Source organism: Stutzerimonas tianxiuensis (assembly GCF_053470365.1).
Genome location: NZ_JBPVWS010000019.1, coordinates 50,916 through 69,625, shown reverse-complemented (window position 1 = coordinate 69,625; position 18,710 = coordinate 50,916). Strand labels below are relative to the sequence as shown.

Annotated in this window: 18 protein-coding genes and 2 pseudogenes; 11 read left to right on the top strand and 9 right to left on the bottom strand. The window is 61.4% G+C overall.

Going from position 1 to position 18,710, the window contains the following annotated elements:
* Positions 1 to 463: 463 nt before the first annotated feature.
* From ACSSNI_RS19790 to merR, 6 genes and pseudogenes are all read right to left on the bottom strand, one after another.
* Positions 464 to 1,118: pseudogene (locus ACSSNI_RS19790) on the bottom strand (IS5 family transposase); the annotation flags it as partial.
* A gap of 100 nt (positions 1,119 to 1,218) precedes the next feature.
* On the bottom strand, positions 1,219 to 2,658 hold the full coding sequence (gene lnt, locus ACSSNI_RS19785) for an apolipoprotein N-acyltransferase (protein ID WP_164863211.1): 1,440 nt from the start codon (positions 2,656 to 2,658) through the stop codon (positions 1,219 to 1,221).
* 327 nt (positions 2,659 to 2,985) lie between these two features.
* A complete protein-coding gene (locus tag ACSSNI_RS19780) occupies positions 2,986 to 3,426 on the bottom strand; it encodes a methyltransferase family protein (RefSeq protein ID WP_069900666.1) in 441 nt (146 codons plus the stop codon).
* A gap of 4 nt (positions 3,427 to 3,430) precedes the next feature.
* On the bottom strand, positions 3,431 to 4,111 hold the full coding sequence (locus ACSSNI_RS19775) for a DsbA family protein (protein ID WP_127839258.1): 681 nt from the start codon (positions 4,109 to 4,111) through the stop codon (positions 3,431 to 3,433).
* Positions 4,108 to 4,542 carry a disulfide bond formation protein B gene (locus tag ACSSNI_RS19770; RefSeq protein WP_200637178.1) on the bottom strand — a complete coding sequence of 145 codons (435 nt, stop codon included), beginning with the start codon at positions 4,540 to 4,542 and terminating at the stop codon, positions 4,108 to 4,110. Before ACSSNI_RS19770 ends, ACSSNI_RS19775 begins: the two co-directional genes overlap by 4 nt.
* Positions 4,543 to 4,583: 41 nt before the next feature.
* Positions 4,584 to 5,018 carry an Hg(II)-responsive transcriptional regulator gene (merR, locus tag ACSSNI_RS19765; protein ID WP_005303925.1) on the bottom strand — a complete coding sequence of 145 codons (435 nt, stop codon included), beginning with the start codon at positions 5,016 to 5,018 and terminating at the stop codon, positions 4,584 to 4,586.
* A 71-nt stretch (positions 5,019 to 5,089) separates the two neighbouring features.
* Between merR and ACSSNI_RS19760 the strand changes: the two genes are divergently transcribed.
* From ACSSNI_RS19760 to ACSSNI_RS19715, 10 genes are all read left to right on the top strand, one after another.
* Positions 5,090 to 5,440 carry a mercuric transport protein MerT gene (locus ACSSNI_RS19760; RefSeq protein WP_001294663.1) on the top strand — a complete coding sequence of 117 codons (351 nt, stop codon included), beginning with the start codon at positions 5,090 to 5,092 and terminating at the stop codon, positions 5,438 to 5,440.
* A 13-nt stretch (positions 5,441 to 5,453) separates the two neighbouring features.
* Positions 5,454 to 5,729 (top strand): mercury resistance system periplasmic binding protein MerP, encoded by a 276-nt coding sequence (merP, locus tag ACSSNI_RS19755; RefSeq protein WP_000732292.1) that lies wholly within the window; start codon positions 5,454 to 5,456, stop codon positions 5,727 to 5,729.
* A 35-nt stretch (positions 5,730 to 5,764) separates the two neighbouring features.
* Positions 5,765 to 6,187, top strand: a complete 423-nt coding sequence (gene merC, locus ACSSNI_RS19750; RefSeq protein ID WP_001340589.1) for an organomercurial transporter MerC — start codon at positions 5,765 to 5,767, stop codon at positions 6,185 to 6,187.
* 51 nt (positions 6,188 to 6,238) lie between these two features.
* The gene (gene merA / locus ACSSNI_RS19745; protein WP_000105636.1) at positions 6,239 to 7,933 is read left to right on the top strand and encodes a mercury(II) reductase; all 1,695 of its coding nucleotides are present in this window, start codon (positions 6,239 to 6,241) and stop codon (positions 7,931 to 7,933) included.
* 17 nt (positions 7,934 to 7,950) lie between these two features.
* Complete coding sequence (merD, locus tag ACSSNI_RS19740) at positions 7,951 to 8,313, top strand: mercury resistance co-regulator MerD (protein WP_001277456.1); 363 nt, start codon at positions 7,951 to 7,953, stop codon at positions 8,311 to 8,313.
* Complete coding sequence (merE, locus tag ACSSNI_RS19735; RefSeq protein ID WP_000993386.1) at positions 8,310 to 8,546, top strand: broad-spectrum mercury transporter MerE; 237 nt, start codon at positions 8,310 to 8,312, stop codon at positions 8,544 to 8,546. Before merD ends, merE begins: the two co-directional genes overlap by 4 nt.
* The gene (locus ACSSNI_RS19730; protein WP_016240397.1) at positions 8,543 to 9,529 is read left to right on the top strand and encodes a DUF3330 domain-containing protein; all 987 of its coding nucleotides are present in this window, start codon (positions 8,543 to 8,545) and stop codon (positions 9,527 to 9,529) included. The genes merE and ACSSNI_RS19730 overlap by 4 nt, the downstream gene beginning before the upstream one ends.
* A gap of 125 nt (positions 9,530 to 9,654) precedes the next feature.
* Entirely contained in the window at positions 9,655 to 10,215 is a 561-nt protein-coding gene (locus ACSSNI_RS19725) for a recombinase family protein (protein WP_000147567.1), read from the top strand.
* Between the two features lie 2 nt (positions 10,216 to 10,217).
* A complete protein-coding gene (locus ACSSNI_RS19720) occupies positions 10,218 to 13,184 on the top strand; it encodes a Tn3-like element TnAs3 family transposase (protein ID WP_001138064.1) in 2,967 nt (988 codons plus the stop codon).
* An 84-nt stretch (positions 13,185 to 13,268) separates the two neighbouring features.
* Positions 13,269 to 14,105 (top strand): c-type cytochrome, encoded by an 837-nt coding sequence (locus tag ACSSNI_RS19715; protein ID WP_127839259.1) that lies wholly within the window; start codon positions 13,269 to 13,271, stop codon positions 14,103 to 14,105.
* Here ACSSNI_RS19715 and dnaE2 read toward each other — a convergent pair.
* Positions 14,032 to 14,385 (bottom strand): annotated as a pseudogene (gene dnaE2 / locus ACSSNI_RS19710) (error-prone DNA polymerase); the annotation flags it as partial. The gene ACSSNI_RS19715 and the pseudogene dnaE2 sit on opposite strands and share 74 nt — an antisense overlap.
* Positions 14,386 to 14,789: 404 nt before the next feature.
* On the opposite strand from dnaE2, the gene ACSSNI_RS19705 reads away from it, so the two are divergent.
* On the top strand, positions 14,790 to 17,093 hold the full coding sequence (locus ACSSNI_RS19705; RefSeq protein WP_127839260.1) for a TonB-dependent receptor: 2,304 nt from the start codon (positions 14,790 to 14,792) through the stop codon (positions 17,091 to 17,093).
* A 227-nt stretch (positions 17,094 to 17,320) separates the two neighbouring features.
* On the opposite strand, the gene ACSSNI_RS19700 is transcribed toward ACSSNI_RS19705, so the two are convergent.
* Together ACSSNI_RS19700 and ACSSNI_RS19695 are read right to left on the bottom strand one after the other, a co-directional pair.
* Positions 17,321 to 17,920 (bottom strand): 3'-5' exonuclease, encoded by a 600-nt coding sequence (locus ACSSNI_RS19700; protein WP_178114095.1) that lies wholly within the window; start codon positions 17,918 to 17,920, stop codon positions 17,321 to 17,323.
* 118 nt (positions 17,921 to 18,038) lie between these two features.
* Positions 18,039 to 18,686 carry a pentapeptide repeat-containing protein gene (locus ACSSNI_RS19695; protein ID WP_127839262.1) on the bottom strand — a complete coding sequence of 216 codons (648 nt, stop codon included), beginning with the start codon at positions 18,684 to 18,686 and terminating at the stop codon, positions 18,039 to 18,041.
* Positions 18,687 to 18,710 lie beyond the last annotated feature (24 nt).

Below are 18,710 nucleotides of genomic sequence, written 5' to 3'. Positions count from 1 at the left end.
CATATCTCTTCTCCATATAGACCCCGTCCTTTGAGTTATTGGCAAACGTCAGCTATCGGTAACGATTATCGCATCGGCTTCAGGCATCGCGAAGAGCTGAGATGACATTAAAGAATTTTACACAGGCGAGGCAGATGCTTGGTTAGTGCCACTCTGGGTATGCTAAAAACCTAGCGGCTTACCATTTTCATACGACTAGCCAACAACTAAATATAAGTCTGTTCACGCTGAGGCCCACAATCGCTCAATGAGCAGCTGCACGCACCGAGCCTACTGGTCCTCTCAAGAATAAGTAATGGCCTATAAACAATCCCCTAGGGATGGTCTGAAGTAGCCATGTATTTCTGGCTGACTTCAGCTTCCGCCGATTTTGAAAGCGGAAAATCGACCAAAAATGATCAGATCACCGCTCATTTCTGTGTTTTTAGCCGCCGCGAGCACCTCGCGGCGGCCATTCCCCGCATTACAGGCGCACCTCTCCCGCGTTGGTCAGTAACCGTCGGCGCGCCTTCCACAGATTCGACAGCGCGAACAGCGTGACCAACTGAGCGGTGTTCTTCACCAGCCCGCGGAAGCGCACCTTGGTATAGCCAAACTGCCGCTTGATCACGCGGAACGGGTGCTCGACCTTGGCGCGTACTTGGGGCTTTGGCCTTCTCGATCTTGCGCTTGGCTTTGTATAGCGCGCTGCGCTTATCGAGCTTCTTGTAGGTGATGCGGCGTGCCGCAACCTGCCAGATCACCTGACGCCCCTCATGCTCGGGACGCTTCTCAACGCCGGTGTAACCAGCGTCGGCGCAAACCACATTCTCGTCGCCGTGCAGCAGCTTATCGACCTGGGTGACATCCGCCACGTTGGCCGCCGTGCCCACCACGCTGTGCACCAAGCCCGATTCGTCATCCACGCCGATGTGCGCCTTCATGCCGAAGTAGTATTGCTGGCCTTTCTTGGTCTGGTGCATCTCCGGGTCGCGCTTGCCGTCCTTGTTCTTGGTTGAACTCGGCGCGTTGATCAGTGTGGCATCGACGATAGTGCCTTGGCGCAGCGACAGGCCGTGGTCACCCAGGTGGCCGTTGATCACAGCCAGGATGCCGGCAGCCAGCTCATGTTTCTCCAGCCCGGCTTTGGAGCTTTTTCCTGCGAGCCAATGCCATATGTAGACAAATCCCTTCCTTCTCACCCGATACAGAGTCTGCTCGCTGTGAGAATGGCAAGCGTTATGTATCCAACCGATGATACTGCCGAATTCGACGAAGCAGGAGCAAACCGAGTCCGAGTGCGATCACGCCAAGGATAGGCCAATCCCGCCAGCGCACATAAGGGGTCGCGCCAGTTCGGGGGGTCACTTCGGCGCTGAGGGTGGCTACGCGGAATTGAGGAGCGCGTGTAAGGACCTTTCCCTCATAGCTGACAGTTGCTGTGATGCCCGTGTTCGTGGCTCGCAGTAGGTCACGTCCGGTTTCGATGGCACGCATGCGGACCATCTGGAAGTGCTGGAGAGGGCCGATTGAGCTGCCGAACCAAGCATCGTTGCTGACATTCACCAGTAACTGCGCTTCGGGCAGAAGTTCCGTGACTTCAGCACCAAAGACCGCCTCGTAGCAGATGAGTGCTCCGACGGGCACACCCGCTGCGTTAAGGACGTGCGCTTCCCGTCCTGGTGTGAAATCGGACATAGGCGCCCCGAGCACGTCGAGGGCCGAACCCAAGAAGTTCCGGAGCGGAACATATTCACCGAATGGCACCAGGTGGCGTTTGTAGTAGTACCCTGCGGGATCTGAGAGGCTTATCACCGCGTTGTAGGTGCGACCGTCCGTCTCGCGTATAGGGACGCCAATCATTAACGAGGTGCCGGCCTGATCGGCTAACACCTCGAGCTCAGCAAGATATTCTCTAGCCTGGTCATGCCACATCGGGATTGCCGCTTCTGGCCAAATCACGATGTCGGCCCCGAGATGCTGCTTCGTAAGCGTCTGATAGCGGTCAAGCGTGATTTCCCGGGAATCCGGGTCCCATTTTTTGTCTTGCGTGATGTTTCCCTGCAAGAGGGCAATATTGATAGGGCCAGCGGCTGGCTGCGTCCACTCACGATCCAGAATCTGCAAGCTGGCGAGAGTAGCGATTAACACGGCACCGGCTACCGTCGCACGGTGCAGGCTTAAGCCCAAGATAACCCACGCAAGCCCGCCAGCGAGCAAGGCCACCAGAAAACTCACGCCAAGCACACCAAAGACAGGAGCGATAGTGGCAAGTGTGGTGTCGGTCTGGCTGTAGCCGATAAAAAGCCAAGGAAAGCCGGTTAAGAACCAGGTGCGCATCCATTCACTCAACACCCATGCCGCTGGTAGCCCTAGCCAGAGCGCCGTCGCATCGATCTCAGGGTGCAGGCGGCGTACGAGATACGCGACGCCCCATGGGAAGAGAGCTAGCAGCGAGACAAAGGCCGTTGTGGCTAACACTGCCACCACGGGGCCATTGCCGTACTGGCTGATGCTGATGTAGACCCAGGAGACACCTACGCCGAAGTAACCAAGGCCAAATATGTAGGCCGACCATAGCGCCTGACGCCTTGAAGATTGCGCGACCAGGACAAACAATGCGGCAAGAGCCATCACCGCAATCCATGCCCAGCCCACAGGGGCAAAGGCAAGCGGCATGGCGCCTCCGGCTAGTAAAGCCATCACCCTTGTCAGAAACGTCTTGTAGCGCATTCCCGAGGTTAAGTCGGACGGTAGAGCGCACTTATCACCCAATGCTCTCGCCTCCTAAGCCAAGATCAACCCTGTAGCTCATGCTTTCTTGCTCCGCTCAACTCACACCCATCAACCCATTCGACGGGCTGACCAGAGTAGCAAAGTGAACTTTCTGAACTCGACAAGGTGCGCCGTAAGCTGGGAGCTGCTCCGTATTCAGCCAGCAAGACAGCGGACAACCGCCACGTCTCGCTCGTCAAACATCAACCGCCTGTCGCTTCGAGCGACTGGCTAATCGATTCGCGCGTTGCGGGCGCCAGGCGCAGCTTCCAGCGCCCACTCTTCAGCTGCGATCTGGAAACGGTTCATGTACAGCACGAAAGCAACCACGCCCAGCAGGGTTAGAGGCGAGGCCAAGGCCAGCGCCCAAGCCGCCAGAGTAATGGCGAAGCCTAAGTACATGGGGTTGCGGCTGTAATGGTAGATGCCAGCCTCCACCAATGCCGAAGCCTGCTGCGGCTGCAATGGATTGACAGTAGTACGTGCGCGGCGAAACGACAGTACGCCGGCGAAACACACGCCGAGCCCCAGGAACAGTACCGGCAAAGCGACGGTCAGACGCGCGGTCCATGTCAGTTCGATGCTCGGCAATCTGGGTCCCGACAACCCCATCAGCAGAGCGATCAGGCCCGCTACGAGCAGCGGTGGCACGCGGTTCTCCAGCGCGCTCATAGTGTCATTCCCGTGCCTTGGCCACTTCGCTGCTCACTAATCGGCGCAGCGGCTCCGGGCCGAACTCGCTGAGCGCACGACCATTTACAAAAAAGGTCGGGGTGCCACGAATCCCAACGGCCTTGACGTCCTGCATGTCCGTTTCAAGCACGGCGTTGACGCTAGGCGTATGCATGTCCTGGCGGGCCTGCTCCAAGTTCAAACCGACGCGCTCGGCAGCAGCCCATGCCTGCGTTACCTTGGGGTCGTCGTGCCAACCGGGCTGGGTCTCCAGCACAGCCTCCAGCACTTGTTCATGGAGATTTTGCTTGCGCGCCGCCTCAAGCATCCGCGCCACTTCTTCCGAACCTTGATGAAACAGTACATAGCGCAGCACCAGACGTACATCTTCCGGGTTCTCGGCGAGGATCTGCTTCACATAGGGATGGAAGGCGCGGCATGCCTCGCATGAAGGATCGAAGAACTCGACAATGGTTACTGGCGCTTGCGTTGGGCCGAACACCGGCGAGTGGAAGCGAACCAGTTGGCCACCGTTCTGTTTGGGTTGTGTCGCGGTCTCTTGGGCTGTCGAACCGGGAGCTTGGGCCTGTTGAGGTGACTGCGAGGGGGAATAGAAGAATGCGGCGGCGGCAAAAACGGCCAGGATCACGGCACTGGTGATCAGGACCACGGAACGGCGATTCATGAAGTTGTTCTCCGACGGATGAGAATGAGCAGGATGGCGATCAGGATAAAGGCGAACAAGGCGAGTGCCGGCAGGGGCACCACGCCGAAGAGTGTCATTCCGGCGCCCGAGCAGGATGGACCGGTGGCCGTGCAGGGCTGGATCGGCTGTGGAATCAGCCCTGCATAGAGCAGCGTGTGAACAAATGCCAGCGCCGCACCGATAGCGGTCAGCGGTAGGGCGTAACGCCAGACTGTGAAATCCGAGCGGTAGCAGGCGATGGCCAGGATCACCGCCAGCGGAAACATAAAGGCGCGCTGGAACCAGCACAAAACACAGGGTGCCTGGCCCATCACCTCGCCAATGAACAGCGCGGATAGGGTCGATACCAGTGCGACCAGCCAGGTTAGCAGCAGCAGGTTCCAGGTCATGCCTGAACGTTGAGGATTCATTGCGGTTAGGGGGCACCTCAGAAAACGGAAAATAAAGCACGCTAAGGCATAGCTGACCTTGCCAGGCCTGCTTCGCCCTGTAGTGACGCGATCAACGGGCAGGAAACATTCCCCTTTCGTGCATGGCAGGCGCACACGAGTTCAGACAGCACGGTTTCCATGCGCGCCAAGTCGGCCATCTTCTCGCGCACGTCCTTGAGCTTGTGTTCGGCCAGGCTGCTGGCCTCCTCGCAGTGGGTGCCATCGTCGAGCCGCAACAGCTCGGCAATCTCGTCCAGACTGAACCCCAGCCGCTGTGCCGATTTCACGAATTTCACCCGAACCACGTCCGCCTCCCCATAGCGGCGGATGCTGCCGTAAGGCTTGTCCGGTTCCGGCAACAGGCCCTTGCGCTGATAGAAGCGGATTGTCTCCACGTTGACCCCGGCCGCCTTGGCAAAAACGCCAATGGTCAGGTTTTCCAAATTATTTTCCATATCGCTTGACTCCGTACATGAGTACGGAAGTAAGGTTACGCTATCCAATCCAAATTCAAAAGGGCCAACGTATGTCTGAACCACAAAACGGGCGCGGTGCGCTCTTCGCCGGCGGGCTGGCCGCCATTCTTGCATCGACCTGCTGCCTGGGGCCGCTAGTACTGGTCGCCCTGGGCTTCTCCGGTGCTTGGATCGGCAACCTGACGGTGCTGGAACCCTATCGACCGTTGTTCATCGGCGCGGCGCTAGTGGCGCTGTTCTTCGCCTGGAAGCGGATTTACCGGCCCGTGCAGGCATGCAAGCCAGGTGAGGTCTGCGCGATTCCGCAGGTGCGCGCCACCTACAAGCTGATTTTCTGGATCGTGGCCGTGCTGGTCCTGGTCGCGCTTGGATTTCCCTATGTCGTTCCATTTTTCTATTAACCAGGAGTTCATCATGAAGAAACTGTTTGCCTCCCTTGCCCTCGCCGCCGCTGTTGCCCCGGTGTGGGCCGCTACCCAGACCGTCACGCTAGCGGTTCCCGGCATGACTTGCGCCGCCTGCCCGATCACAGTCAAGAAAGCGCTCTCCAAGGTCGAAGGCGTGAGCAAGGTCGATGTGGGCTTCGAGAAGCGCGAGGCCGTCGTCACTTTTGACGACACCAAGGCCAGCGTACAGAAGCTGACCAAGGCCACCGCAGACGCCGGCTATCCGTCCAGCGTCAAGCAGTGAGCCAGCAAGCCAACGACAACAGCGAGAGCCGCTTCATGGGACTGATGACACGCATTGCCGATAAAACCGGCGCGCTCGGCAGCGTCGTTTCCGCGATGGGCTGCGCCGCCTGCTTTCCAGCCCTCGCCAGCTTCGGCGCGGCCATCGGGCTGGGCTTCTTGAGCCAGTACGAGGGACTGTTCATCAGCCGCCTGCTGCCGCTGTTTGCCGCGCTGGCCTTCCTGGCGAACGCGCTGGGTTGGTTCAGTCATCGGCAATGGCTGCGCAGTCTGCTCGGCATGATCGGCCCGGCCATCGTGTTTGCGGCCACGGTCTGGCTGCTCGGCAACTGGTGGACGGCGAACCTGATGTACGTCGGCCTGGCCTTGATGATTGGGGTGTCGATCTGGGACTTCGTGTCGCCGGCGCATCGCCGTTGCGGACCGGACGGCTGCGAACTCCCCGCCAAGCGCTTGTGAAAGACGGCTGACCGTGCGACACGGCGGCCCACACGAATAAGGAACGATGGTATGAGCACTCTCAAAATCACCGGCATGACTTGCGACTCGTGCGCAGTGCATGTCAAGGACGCCCTGGAGAAAGTGCCCGGCGTGCAATCAGCGGATGTCTCCTACGCCAAGGGCAGCGCCAAGCTCGCCATTGAGGTCGGCACGTCACCCGACGCGCTGACGGCCGCTGTAGCTGGACTCGGTTATCGGGCCACGCTGGCCGATGCCCCCTCAGTTTCGACGCCGGGCGGATTGCTCGACAAGATGCGCGATCTGCTGGGCAGAAACGACAAGACGGGTAGCAGCGGCGCATTGCATATCGCCGTCATCGGCAGCGGCGGGGCCGCGATGGCAGCGGCGCTGAAGGCCGTCGAGCAAGGCGCACGTGTCACGCTGATCGAGCGCGGCACCATCGGCGGCACCTGCGTCAATGTCGGTTGTGTGCCGTCCAAGATCATGATCCGCGCCGCCCATATCGCCCATCTGCGCCGGGAAAGCCCGTTCGATGGCGGCATCGCCGCTACCACGCCGACCATCCAGCGCACGGCGCTGCTGGCCCAGCAGCAGGCCCGCGTCGATGAACTGCGCCACGCCAAGTACGAAGGCATCTTGGAGGGCAATCCGGCGATCACTGTGCTGCACGGCTCCGCCCGCTTTAAGGACAATCGCAACCTGATCGTGCAACTCAACGACGGCGGCGAGCGCGTGGTGGCATTCGACCGCTGCCTGATCGCCACCGGCGCGAGCCCGGCCGTGCCGCCGATTCCCGGCCTGAAAGACACTCCGTACTGGACTTCCACTGAAGCGCTGGTCAGCGAGACGATTCCTAAGCGCCTGGCCGTGATTGGCTCATCAGTGGTGGCGCTGGAGCTGGCGCAGGCGTTCGCCCGACTCGGAGCGAAGGTGACGATCCTGGCTCGCAGCACGCTGTTCTTCCGCGAAGACCCAGCTATAGGCGAAGCCGTCACGGCCGCATTCCGCATGGAGGGCATCGAGGTGAGGGAACACACCCAGGCCAGCCAGGTCGCGTATATCAATGGTGAAGGGGACGGCGAATTCGTGCTCACCACGGCGCACGGCGAACTGCGCGCCGACAAGCTGCTGGTCGCCACCGGCCGCGCGCCCAACACACGCAAGCTGGCACTGGATGCGACGGGCGTCACGCTCACCCCGCAAGGCGCTATCGTCATCGACCCCGGCATGCGTACAAGCGTGGAACACATCTACGCCGCAGGCGACTGCACCGACCAGCCGCAGTTCGTCTATGTGGCGGCAGCGGCCGGCACTCGCGCCGCGATCAACATGACCGGCGGTGACGCGGCCCTGAACCTGACCGCGATGCCGGCCGTGGTGTTCACCGACCCGCAAGTGGCGACCGTAGGCTACAGCGAGGCGGAAGCGCACCATGACGGCATCAAAACTGATAGTCGCACGCTAACGCTGGACAACGTGCCGCGCGCGCTCGCCAACTTCGACACGCGCGGCTTCATCAAACTGGTGGTTGAAGAAGGCAGCGGACGACTGATCGGCGTGCAGGCAGTGGCCCCGGAAGCGGGCGAACTGATCCAGACGGCCGCACTGGCGATTCGCAACCGGATGACGGTGCAGGAACTGGCCGACCAGTTGTTCCCCTACCTGACGATGGTCGAAGGGTTGAAGCTCGCGGCGCAGACCTTCAACAAGGATGTGAAGCAGCTTTCCTGCTGCGCCGGGTGAGGACAAGGAGGTGTGCGATGAGCGCCTACACGGTATCGCAACTGGCCCATAACGCTGGGGTGAGCGTACATATCGTGCGCGACTACCTGGTGCGCGGCTTGTTACGGCCGGTGGCCTGCACCACGGGCGGCTACGGCGTGTTCGACGATGCGGCCTTGCAACGGCTGTGCTTCGTGCGCGCGGCCTTCGAGGCGGGTATCGGCCTGGATGCCCTGGCGCGGCTGTGCCGTGCGCTCGACGCAGCGGACGGCGCACAAGCCGCAGCGCAGCTTGCCGTGCTGCGCCAGTTGGTCGAGCGGCGGCGCGCGGCGTTGGCCCATCTGGACGCGCAACTGGCCTCCATGCCAGCCGAGCGGGCGCACGAGGAGGCATTGCCGTGAACGCCCCTGACAAACTGCCGCCCGAGACGCGCCAACCCGTTTCCGGCTACCTGTGGGGTGCGCTGGCCGTGTTGACCTGCCCCTGCCATCTGCCGATTCTCGCCGCCGTGCTGGCCGGGACGACCGCCGGTGCCTTCCTTGGCGAGCATTGGGGTGTTGCCGCGCTCGCGCTGACCGGCTTGTTCGTTCTGGCCGTAACGCGGCTGCTGCGCGCCTTCCGGGGCGGATCATGACGAGTTCGCAGCCCGCCGGATGGACGGCGGCCGAGTTGGCGCAGGCGGCGGCGCGCGGACAGCTTGACCTGCATTACCAGCCGCTGGTCGATCTGCGCGATCACCGGATCGCTGGCGCGGAAGCGTTGATGCGCTGGCGGCATCCGAGGCTTGGCCTGTTGCCGCCCGGCCAGTTCCTGCCGCTGGCCGAGTCGTTCGGCCTGATGCCGGAAATAGGCGCGTGGGTGCTGGGCGAGGCCTGTCGCCAGATGCACAAGTGGCAAGGACCGGCATGGCAACCGTTCCGTCTTGCCGTCAATGTGTCCGCCAGCCAGGTTGGGCCAACGTTCGACGACGAGGTAAAGCGGGTGCTGGCCGATATGGCCCTGCCCGCCGAGCTTCTGGAGATCGAACTGACCGAATCGGTCGCATTCGGCAATCCAGCCCTGTTCGCCAGTTTCGACGCCTTGCGCGCCATCGGCGTGCGCTTCGCCGCCGACGACTTCGGCACCGGCTATTCCTGCCTGCAACATCTGAAATGCTGCCCCATCACCACATTGAAAATCGACCAATCCTTTGTCGCCAGGCTCCCGGATGATGCCCGTGACCAAACTATCGTGCGGGCGGTGATCCAGCTCGCGCACGGGCTGGGCATGGAGGTGGTAGCCGAGGGTGTGGAAACACCCGACTGCCTTGCGTGGTTGCGGCAGGCGGGTTGCGACACGGTGCAGGGTTTCCTGTTCGCCAGGCCGATGCCGGCGGCGGCCTTCGTCGGCTTCGTCAACCAATGGAGGAACACCACCATGAACGCCAATGAACCGAGCACCAGTTGCTGCGTGTGCTGCAAGGAAATCCCGCTCGATGCCGCCTTCACGCCGGAAGGGGCCGAGTACGTGGAGCATTTCTGCGGGCTGGAGTGCTATCAGCGCTTCCAGGCGCGGGCCAGCACTGCGACCGAAACCAGCGTCAAACCGGACGCTTGTGATTCGCCGCCGTCAGGTTGAGGCATACCCTAACCTGATGTCAGATGCCATGTGTAAATTGCGTCAGGATAGGATTGAATTTTGAATTTATTGACATATCTCGTTGAAGGTCATAGAGTCTTCCCTGACATTTTGCAGGGAATTCCATGACTGGACAGCGCATTGGGTATATCAGGGTCAGCACCTTCGACCAGAACCCGGAACGGCAACTGGAAGGCGTCAAGGTTGATCGCGCTTTTAGCGACAAGGCATCCGGCAAGGATGTCAAGCGTCCGCAACTGGAAGCGCTGATAAGCTTCGCCCGCACCGGCGACACCGTGGTGGTGCATAGCATGGATCGCCTGGCGCGCAATCTCGATGATTTGCGCCGGATCGTGCAAACGCTGACACAACGCGGCGTGCATATCGAATTCGTCAAGGAACACCTCAGTTTTACTGGCGAAGACTCTCCGATGGCGAACCTGATGCTCTCGGTGATGGGCGCGTTCGCCGAGTTCGAGCGCGCCCTGATCCGCGAGCGTCAGCGCGAGGGTATTGCGCTCGCCAAGCAACGCGGGGCTTACCGTGGCAGGAAGAAATCCCTGTCGTCTGAGCGTATTGCCGAACTGCGCCAACGTGTCGAGGCTGGCGAGCAAAAGACCAAGCTTGCTCGTGAATTCGGAATCAGTCGCGAAACCCTGTATCAATACTTGAGAACGGATCAGTAAATATGCCACGTCGTTCCATCCTGTCCGCCGCCGAGCGGGAAAGCCTGCTGGCGTTGCCGGACTCCAAGGACGACCTGATCCGACATTACACATTCAACGATACCGACCTCTCGATCATCCGACAGCGGCGCGGGCCAGCCAATCGGCTGGGCTTCGCGGTGCAGCTCTGTTACCTGCGCTTTCCCGGCGTCATCCTGGGCGTCGATGAACTACCGTTCCCGCCCTTGTTGAAGCTGGTCGCCGACCAGCTCAAGGTCGGCGTCGAAAGCTGGAACGAGTACGGCCAGCGGGAGCAGACCCGGCGCGAGCACCTGAGCGAGCTGCAAACCGTGTTCGGTTTCCGGCCCTTCACCATGAGCCATTACCGGCAGGCCGTCCAGATGCTGACCGAGCTGGCGATGCAAACCGACAAAGGCATCGTGCTGGCCAGCGCCTTGATCGGGCACCTGCGGCGGCAGTCGGTCATTCTGCCCGCCCTCAACGCCGTCGAGCGGGCGAGTGCCGAGGCGATCACCCGTGCTAACCGGCGCATCTACGACGCCTTGGCCGAACCACTGGCGGACGCGCATCGCCGCCGCCTCGACGATCTGCTCAAGCGCCGGGACAACGGCAAGACGACCTGGTTGGCTTGGTTGCGCCAGTCTCCGGCCAAGCCAAATTCGCGGCATATGCTGGAACACATCGAACGCCTCAAGGCATGGCAGGCACTCGATCTGCCTACCGGCATCGAGCGGCTGGTTCACCAGAACCGCCTGCTCAAGATTGCCCGCGAGGGCGGCCAGATGACACCCGCCGACCTGGCCAAATTCGAGCCGCAACGGCGCTACGCCACTCTCGTGGCGCTGGCCACCGAGGGCATGGCCACCGTCACCGACGAAATCATCGACCTGCACGACCGCATCCTGGGTAAGCTGTTTAACGCTGCCAAGAATAAGCATCAGCAGCAGTTCCAGGCGTCAGGCAAGGCCATCAACGCCAAGGTACGTCTGTACGGGCGCATCGGTCAGGCGCTGATCGACGCCAAGCAATCAGGCCGCGATGCGTTTGCCGCCATCGAGGCCGTCATGTCCTGGGATTCCTTTGCCGAGAGCGTCACCGAGGCGCAGAAGCTCGCGCAACCCGATGACTTCGATTTCCTGCATCGCATCGGCGAGAGCTACGCCACCCTGCGCCGCTATGCACCGGAATTCCTTGCCGTGCTCAAGCTGCGGGCCGCGCCCGCCGCCAAAAACGTGCTTGATGCCATTGAGGTGCTGCGCGGCATGAACACCGACAACGCCCGCAAGCTGCCAGCCGATGCACCGACCGGCTTCATCAAGCCGCGCTGGCAGAAACTGGTGATGACCGACGCGGGCATCGACCGGCGCTACTACGAACTGTGCGCGCTGTCCGAGTTGAAGAACTCCCTGCGCTCGGGCGACATCTGGGTGCAGGGTTCACGCCAGTTCAAGGACTTCGAGGACTACCTGGTACCGCCCGAGAAGTTCACCAGCCTCAAGCAGTCCAGCGAATTGCCGCTGGCCGTGGCCACCGACTGCGAACAATATCTGCATGAGCGGCTGACGCTGCTGGAAGCACAACTTGCCACCGTCAACCGCATGGCGGCAGCCAACGACCTGCCGGATGCCATCATCACCGAGTCGGGCTTGAAGATCACGCCGCTGGATGCGGCGGTGCCCGACACCGCGCAGGCGCTGATAGACCAGACAGCCATGGTCCTGCCGCACGTCAAGATCACCGAACTGCTGCTCGAAGTCGATGAGTGGACGGGCTTCACCCGGCACTTCACGCACTTGAAATCGGGCGATCTGGCCAAGGACAAGAACCTGTTGTTGACCACGATCCTGGCCGACGCGATCAACCTGGGCCTGACCAAGATGGCCGAGTCCTGCCCCGGCACGACCTACGCGAAGCTCGCTTGGCTGCAAGCCTGGCATACCCGCGACGAAACGTACTCGACAGCGTTGGCTGAACTGGTCAACGCTCAGTTTCGGCATCCCTTTGCCGGGCACTGGGGCGATGGCACCACATCATCATCGGACGGACAGAATTTCCGAACCGCTAGCAAGGCAAAGAGCACGGGGCACATCAACCCAAAATATGGCAGCAGCCCAGGACGGACTTTCTACACCCACATCTCCGACCAATACGCGCCATTCCACACCAAGGTGGTCAATGTCGGCCTGCGCGACTCAACCTACGTGCTCGACGGCCTGCTGTACCACGAATCCGACCTGCGGATCGAGGAGCACTACACCGACACGGCGGGCTTCACCGATCACGTCTTCGCCCTGATGCACCTCTTGGGCTTCCGCTTCGCGCCGCGCATCCGCGACCTGGGCGACACCAAGCTCTACATCCCGAAGGGCGATGCCGCCTATGACGCGCTCAAGCCGATGATCGGCGGCACGCTCAACATCAAGCACGTCCGCGCCCATTGGGACGAAATCCTGCGGCTGGCCACCTCGATCAAGCAGGGCACGGTGACGGCCTCGCTGATGCTCAGGAAACTCGGCAGCTACCCGCGCCAGAACGGCTTGGCCGTCGCGCTGCGCGAGTTGGGCCGCATCGAGCGCACGCTGTTCATCCTCGACTGGCTGCAAAGCGTCGAGCTACGCCGCCGCGTGCATGCCGGGCTGAACAAGGGCGAGGCGCGCAATGCGCTGGCCCGTGCCGTGTTCTTCAACCGCCTTGGTGAAATCCGTGACCGCAGTTTCGAGCAGCAGCGCTACCGGGCCAGCGGCCTCAACCTGGTGACGGCGGCCATCGTGCTGTGGAACACGGTCTACCTGGAGCGTGCGGCGCATGCGTTGCGCGGCAATGGTCATGCCGTCGATGACTCGCTATTGCAGTACCTGTCGCCACTCGGCTGGGAGCACATCAACCTGACCGGTGATTACCTATGGCGCAGCAGCGCCAAGATCGGCGCGGGGAAGTTCAGGCCGCTACGGCCTCTGCAACCGGCTTAGCGTGCTTTATTTTCCGTTTTCTGAGACGACCCCCACTTCACCAAGGTCGCCGACGAGGATGTGAGGGCACTCTATGCCTTCCTCATGACGCGTGAGCCGGTGAGCGCGCCGGCGCAGCGCAATACCCTGCCGTTCCCCTTCAACATCCGCGTCCTGCAAGCCGGCTGGAAGCTGCTGTTTATGGACCAGGGCCGCTATCGGCCGGTCGCCGGCAAGAGCAAAGCATGGAACCGCGGCGCCTATCTCGCCGAGGGCTTGAGCCATTGCGCCGCCTGCCACACGCCACGCAACGTGCTGGGCGCCGAGAAAGCCGCTGACGACAGCTACGCGGGCGCGATGATCGAAGGCTGGTTCGCGCCGGCACTGACGGCTGCCAATACCACACCGCTACCCTGGACCCAAGACGAGCTGTTCACCTACCTGCGCAGCGGAGCGACTGCCCTGCACGGCGTTGCCGCGGGCAAGATGTCGGACGTCGTGCACGACCTGGGCAGGCTTCCCGACGCCGATATCCAGGCAATAGCCGTCTATTTTGCCGACCTCAACGGCTCCTCCGCACTGAAGACAGGCAGCGATGAAGCGCTGGCCAAAGCGCTGGCGACCTCCGCTCTCGGCAGCCGCCTGGAACCCGACGCCGGAGCCGTCCTGTACTGGGCAGCCTGCGGGTCATGCCACTACAAAAGCGCAACGACGCCTCTCAGCGTGCGACCGGAGCTTGCCCTCAACAGTGCGCTCACCGCGGCCACCCCCGACACGTTCATCCATATCGTGATGGCTGGAATAGGTCTGGAAGAAGGCATCCCCAACGTGCTCATGCCGGCTTTCTCGCAGGCGCTGAACGATGGCGCTGGATTACTGTGCGATCCGCCATGGCAGCATTTTCTACCGGTACCAGTGTGGACAACGGATGCTCCGAAATAACGAACCCCCCAGGGTGCTGAGACAGATGACGAGGAAACCCAACAAGGAGGTCAGTTAGGATGAGCACCATCCGGATGGTCTGATTGTCTGGGTCAAAGCCCGCTTCTCGAAGCCTTTCCGGTGGCGGCATCTGATCGCTCCAGGCACCGCAGCATTTTGCTAACGCATCCACCTGGTCAGGCGGAAGGCCAATCGCCTTGCCGATATCTCTGATAGCGCCCGCAAAATGGTAGGTCGAGGCTACGCAGGTCAGCGCTGCACGCTCCCGTCCGTAGCGATTCCTGATAATTTTTTCTAGCGCTCGACGTCAGGCGCACGCGCCCTTTTTCGAAAATCCGCACTGCCTCAGGTCGACTAGCTGAAGCCAATAGAAAGGCCAGCCTCACCAGGGCCCCGGTATTCCAAAAAATCGTATGGACGGTCGGCGATCAGCAGGCCAGAGCCGGCATTGCATCGAGCATCTGGTTCGAAGGCCTTCGTTCCGGATTACTCCGGCGGTAGTAAGACCAATCGCCACGGGGTCGGGAAAAATTCCCGGCAGCACCGGGAATTTTTCCCTATCGGCGGTGCGCGGAAGCTCTCGATAATCAGTTCTGGCAGTTTGCCAGCCGACATCGGCCAGCATGGAGAGTCGCCCGCAAACCCGCCCCGGCACGATCCGCCAAACAAGAACAAGGAATGCCCATGCAATATCAGATCTGCCGCAGCTGGACGCCCCGTCGCACGCTGCTTTCGCTCGCCGTTGCCGGCTTGTTGCCTGGTTTCGCCCAGGCTGAGGAGCCACTCGAGCTCAAGAGTGATGAGGTTGTCGCCACGACTCCGCTGCCCGGCATCGATCTGCCGAAGGATCGGGTTCCGGCCAACATTCAAACCCTGGACGACGAGCGCCTGCGCAAGCTGGGAGGGCAGTCTCTGGCAGAAAAACTGCAGCGCGGTCTGCCGAGCGTCAACCTCAACGAGACCCAGGGCAACCCCTATCAGGCAGACCTGAATTACCGGGGCTTCACCGCTTCGCCGCTACTGGGCACGGCCCAAGGCCTATCGGTGTTTCTCGACGGCGTGCGCATCAATGAAGCGTTCGGCGACGTGGTGCACTGGGACCTTATTCCCCAGACCGCCATCGCTGGGGCGGCTCTGGTGCCTGGCTCCAACCCACTGTACGGCCTCAACACACTCGGCGGCGCCCTGGCGCTGGAAACCAAGCGGGGCGACACTCATCCTGGCGGCGCGGCGCAACTCTACGGCGGCTCCTTTGGCCGCTACGGTGGCTCAGTGGAGCATGGCGGCCAACATGAGGAGTTTTCCTGGTACTTGGCGGCCGAAGGGATGGATGAAGACGGCTGGCGCGACCATTCGCCGTCTGAGGTAGGCCAGCTGTTCGGCAAATTCGCCTGGACCACAGACAGCACGGACCTGGCCCTGACGCTGGCTCATGCTGACAACGATCTGATTGGTAACGGACTGATCCCCGAAAGCATGCATGAGCAGGACCGCGACGCGATTTTTACCTATCCCGACCAGACTGAGAACCGTAGCCACCTAATGGCGTTTTCCGGCAGTCACTGGCTGAGCGATAGCGACCGGCTGTCCGGCACCGTCTATTTGCGGCGCACCCGCACAGCGACCCTTAACGGTGACGGAAACGATGAGTACGAAGACGAATATGAAGAGTGGGAAGACGACGGCTTCCTGGCCGGCGAGGGTCCGGAAACCGGCGTGCTGAACCGCACCCGTACTAGCCAGCGCGCCTACGGCCTGGCCCTGCAGTGGTCCCGTCATGCCGGGGCCCACCAGTTCGCCTTTGGCCTGTCCCACGACAACACCCGCGCCAGCTTTCACCAGAGCGAGCAAGGCGGTGAGCTGACCGATAAGCGCGGCATTCTTGCCACCGAGGCCGAAGACCCAGCCAATAGCCTGTTGGGTCGCACCCGCACTTCCAGTCTCTACGCCACCGACACATGGTCGCTAACCGACGCGCTGCAGCTGACCGGCTCGCTACGCTACAACCGCACCCGGGTAGTCAACACCGATCGCATGGGAGATGACCTCAATGGCGATTTCACCTATCGCAAGCTGAACCCGGCGCTGGGGTTCGCCTGGCAGTTACAGCCCGCGGTGACCCTCTACGGAGGTTACTCCCAAGGCAATCGGGCGCCGACGCCGATCGAACTGGGTTGTGCCGATCCGGAAAATCCCTGCAGCCTGCCCAACGCCATGGCCGCCGATCCATTCCTGGAACAGGTCGTCACTCGCACCCTGGAATTTGGCGTGCGCGGCCAGCTGGCCAGCGGCACCGAATGGAACGTCACGGCCTTCCGCAGCCTTAACCACGATGATCTGCTGTTCGTCGGAACCGGTGGTAGCAAGGGTTACTTCACCAACTTCGGCCGCACAAGGCGCCAAGGTATCGAGCTGGGCCTGGCCGGCGAGCAAGGGCCGGTCGATTGGCGGGTGGATTACACCTACTTGCACGCCACGTTACAGTCCTCTGCATGCATCCTGGCCGAGAACAACAGCACCGAGGGCGAGGGCGGCTGCCCGGATGACGAGATTCACATCTCCCGTGGCGACTACCTGCCAGGGTTGCCGAAACACAACCTCAAGCTCGGCTTGGACTGGAATCTGAACGATCGGCTTCGTATCGGTACAACTGTGCTGGCGTATTCCGAGCAGTATGTGCGGGGCAATGAGAACAATCGTCATCAGTCCAACGACGAGGTCGAGGGCAGCGGCACACTGCCGGGTTATGCGGTGGTCAATCTGAGTGCCGATTACCGCTTCGCTCGTGACTGGACTCTGTTCGGTCGGGTCGACAACCTGTTCGACAAGCGCTATGCCACGAGCGGCGCCTTGGCCGAAAACCCTTTCGTAGGCGCTGGCAATGCCTTCGAAACCGACCCGGAGGAGTGGCGCCACGAGCAGTTCATCGCGCCCGGTGCGCCGCGTGCTGGCTGGTTGGGCGTACGTTACGTTTGGGATGCGTTGTAAGCGTAAAAAACGACGGCACAGGGAGGTGCGTGTCGACGATAAAATCATTGGCCGGACCTCTCAGCAGTCGCGGAGAGGTCAGCCAGATCTCGGTTCAAGCTGCAACACAACGTGCGAAAGGACATCCAGCGCCGGATAGACGTTGGGGCAGGGATGGCGAAAGGAACCCGGCAATCCTTCGTTGAGTATGCATTTCAGGCCGGACGGTCCGTCGTCCAGGCCGAGCCTCATATCACTCGATCCAGTAGCAACGCTCGCGACTGCGCATCCAATGCAAGAAATACCATCAGCGCGGCATAGGCATCGTTGGCGGCATAACGCTGCTGCGCTTCGGCCAGATTTTTGTTAGCCCAGTTGGAAGTCGACACGCTGCGTGACTTGCTTATACCGGCACCCAGTACCGCCGCCACCGCACCGCGAAGCCCGACCTGACCCTTCTTGCCGTGATATCTCAGCGCCGAACCAAGATCGACGCTGTGCCGCAATTCGATCCCCAACCGGGTGCGTAGACGGCTGCGATCGGACGCCAGACCGAATCCGACTTTCAATACTTGGTCCGTCTCCAGCACCCGCTTAGCGGCCTCGACGCAACCGGGTATTCCGATCTGAAAAAGATAGGCTTTTGTTGGCGTTGCGAACTGAATGAGGTGAGGCCCGCTGGACAGCTCGCCTACTGTGAAGGTGGGTTTGGATTCGGTATCGAACCCGATCTGTGCAAAGGTCAGGATGTCGTCGACGGCCTGGGCGAATTCCTCGGGCGTCGACGGCGTGACGATACGGTCGAGGGCGAGACCGTCGAAGCGGGGCAGGCGCTCGAGGTCGGTCAACTGGGGAATGCGGATATCGATAGGGCCTCCACTTCAAGCCGCTGAATCGTCGCCCCTGGGAACGGGCGCGCACCTGCCATTAAAGCGCATGGCGCGCTGGTTCGATGCACCCGTCGTATTACTTCTCCCAGTCCACTGGGCAATCGAAGCAACCGTCCATATTGCTGCCTTGAAAGGTTGCATAGTGTCGGCGTGCGCCAGTCAGGGTCGCGTTGCCGAGATTGGCATCGTTGAGCTTGCCTTCCTGCAAATTAGCGTCGGTCAGATTCGCATGGTCGAGGTCGGCCTTGCTTAGCCAGGTCATTTCCAGGTTGGCGGCGGTGAGGTTGGCACCATGCAACTTCGCACCGCTCAAACGAGCGAATTCGAGATTGGCCGCAGTCAGGTTGGCCCCATTGAATCGCGCGGCCTGCGCGAACAGTCCCCAACCCTGAATGGCCACCAATTGCGCATCGGTGAAGTTCGCCAGACGCAGGTTGGCTTGTTGAAGACTGGCGCGGGTGAGGGTGGCGCCGGTCAAGTTGGCCTTCTCCAGATTGGCCAGGTCGAGATTGGCATGCCTCAGGTTGGCCCCGGTGAGATCGGCGCCGGTCAGATCCATCTTGCGCATGTCCTGGTTGCTCAGGTCGGCGCCGCGAAGATCGGCGTTGGCACATTTGCTTTCTGGCTGGATGACACAGCCATTGATGGTGGGCGGCTGGTCGTCAGCGTGCAGCGGCGCGCTGAGGATCACTGCGATGGGCAGCAGATAGCGGGATATGTTCATGGCGGTTCCCATGTTCGATAGGTG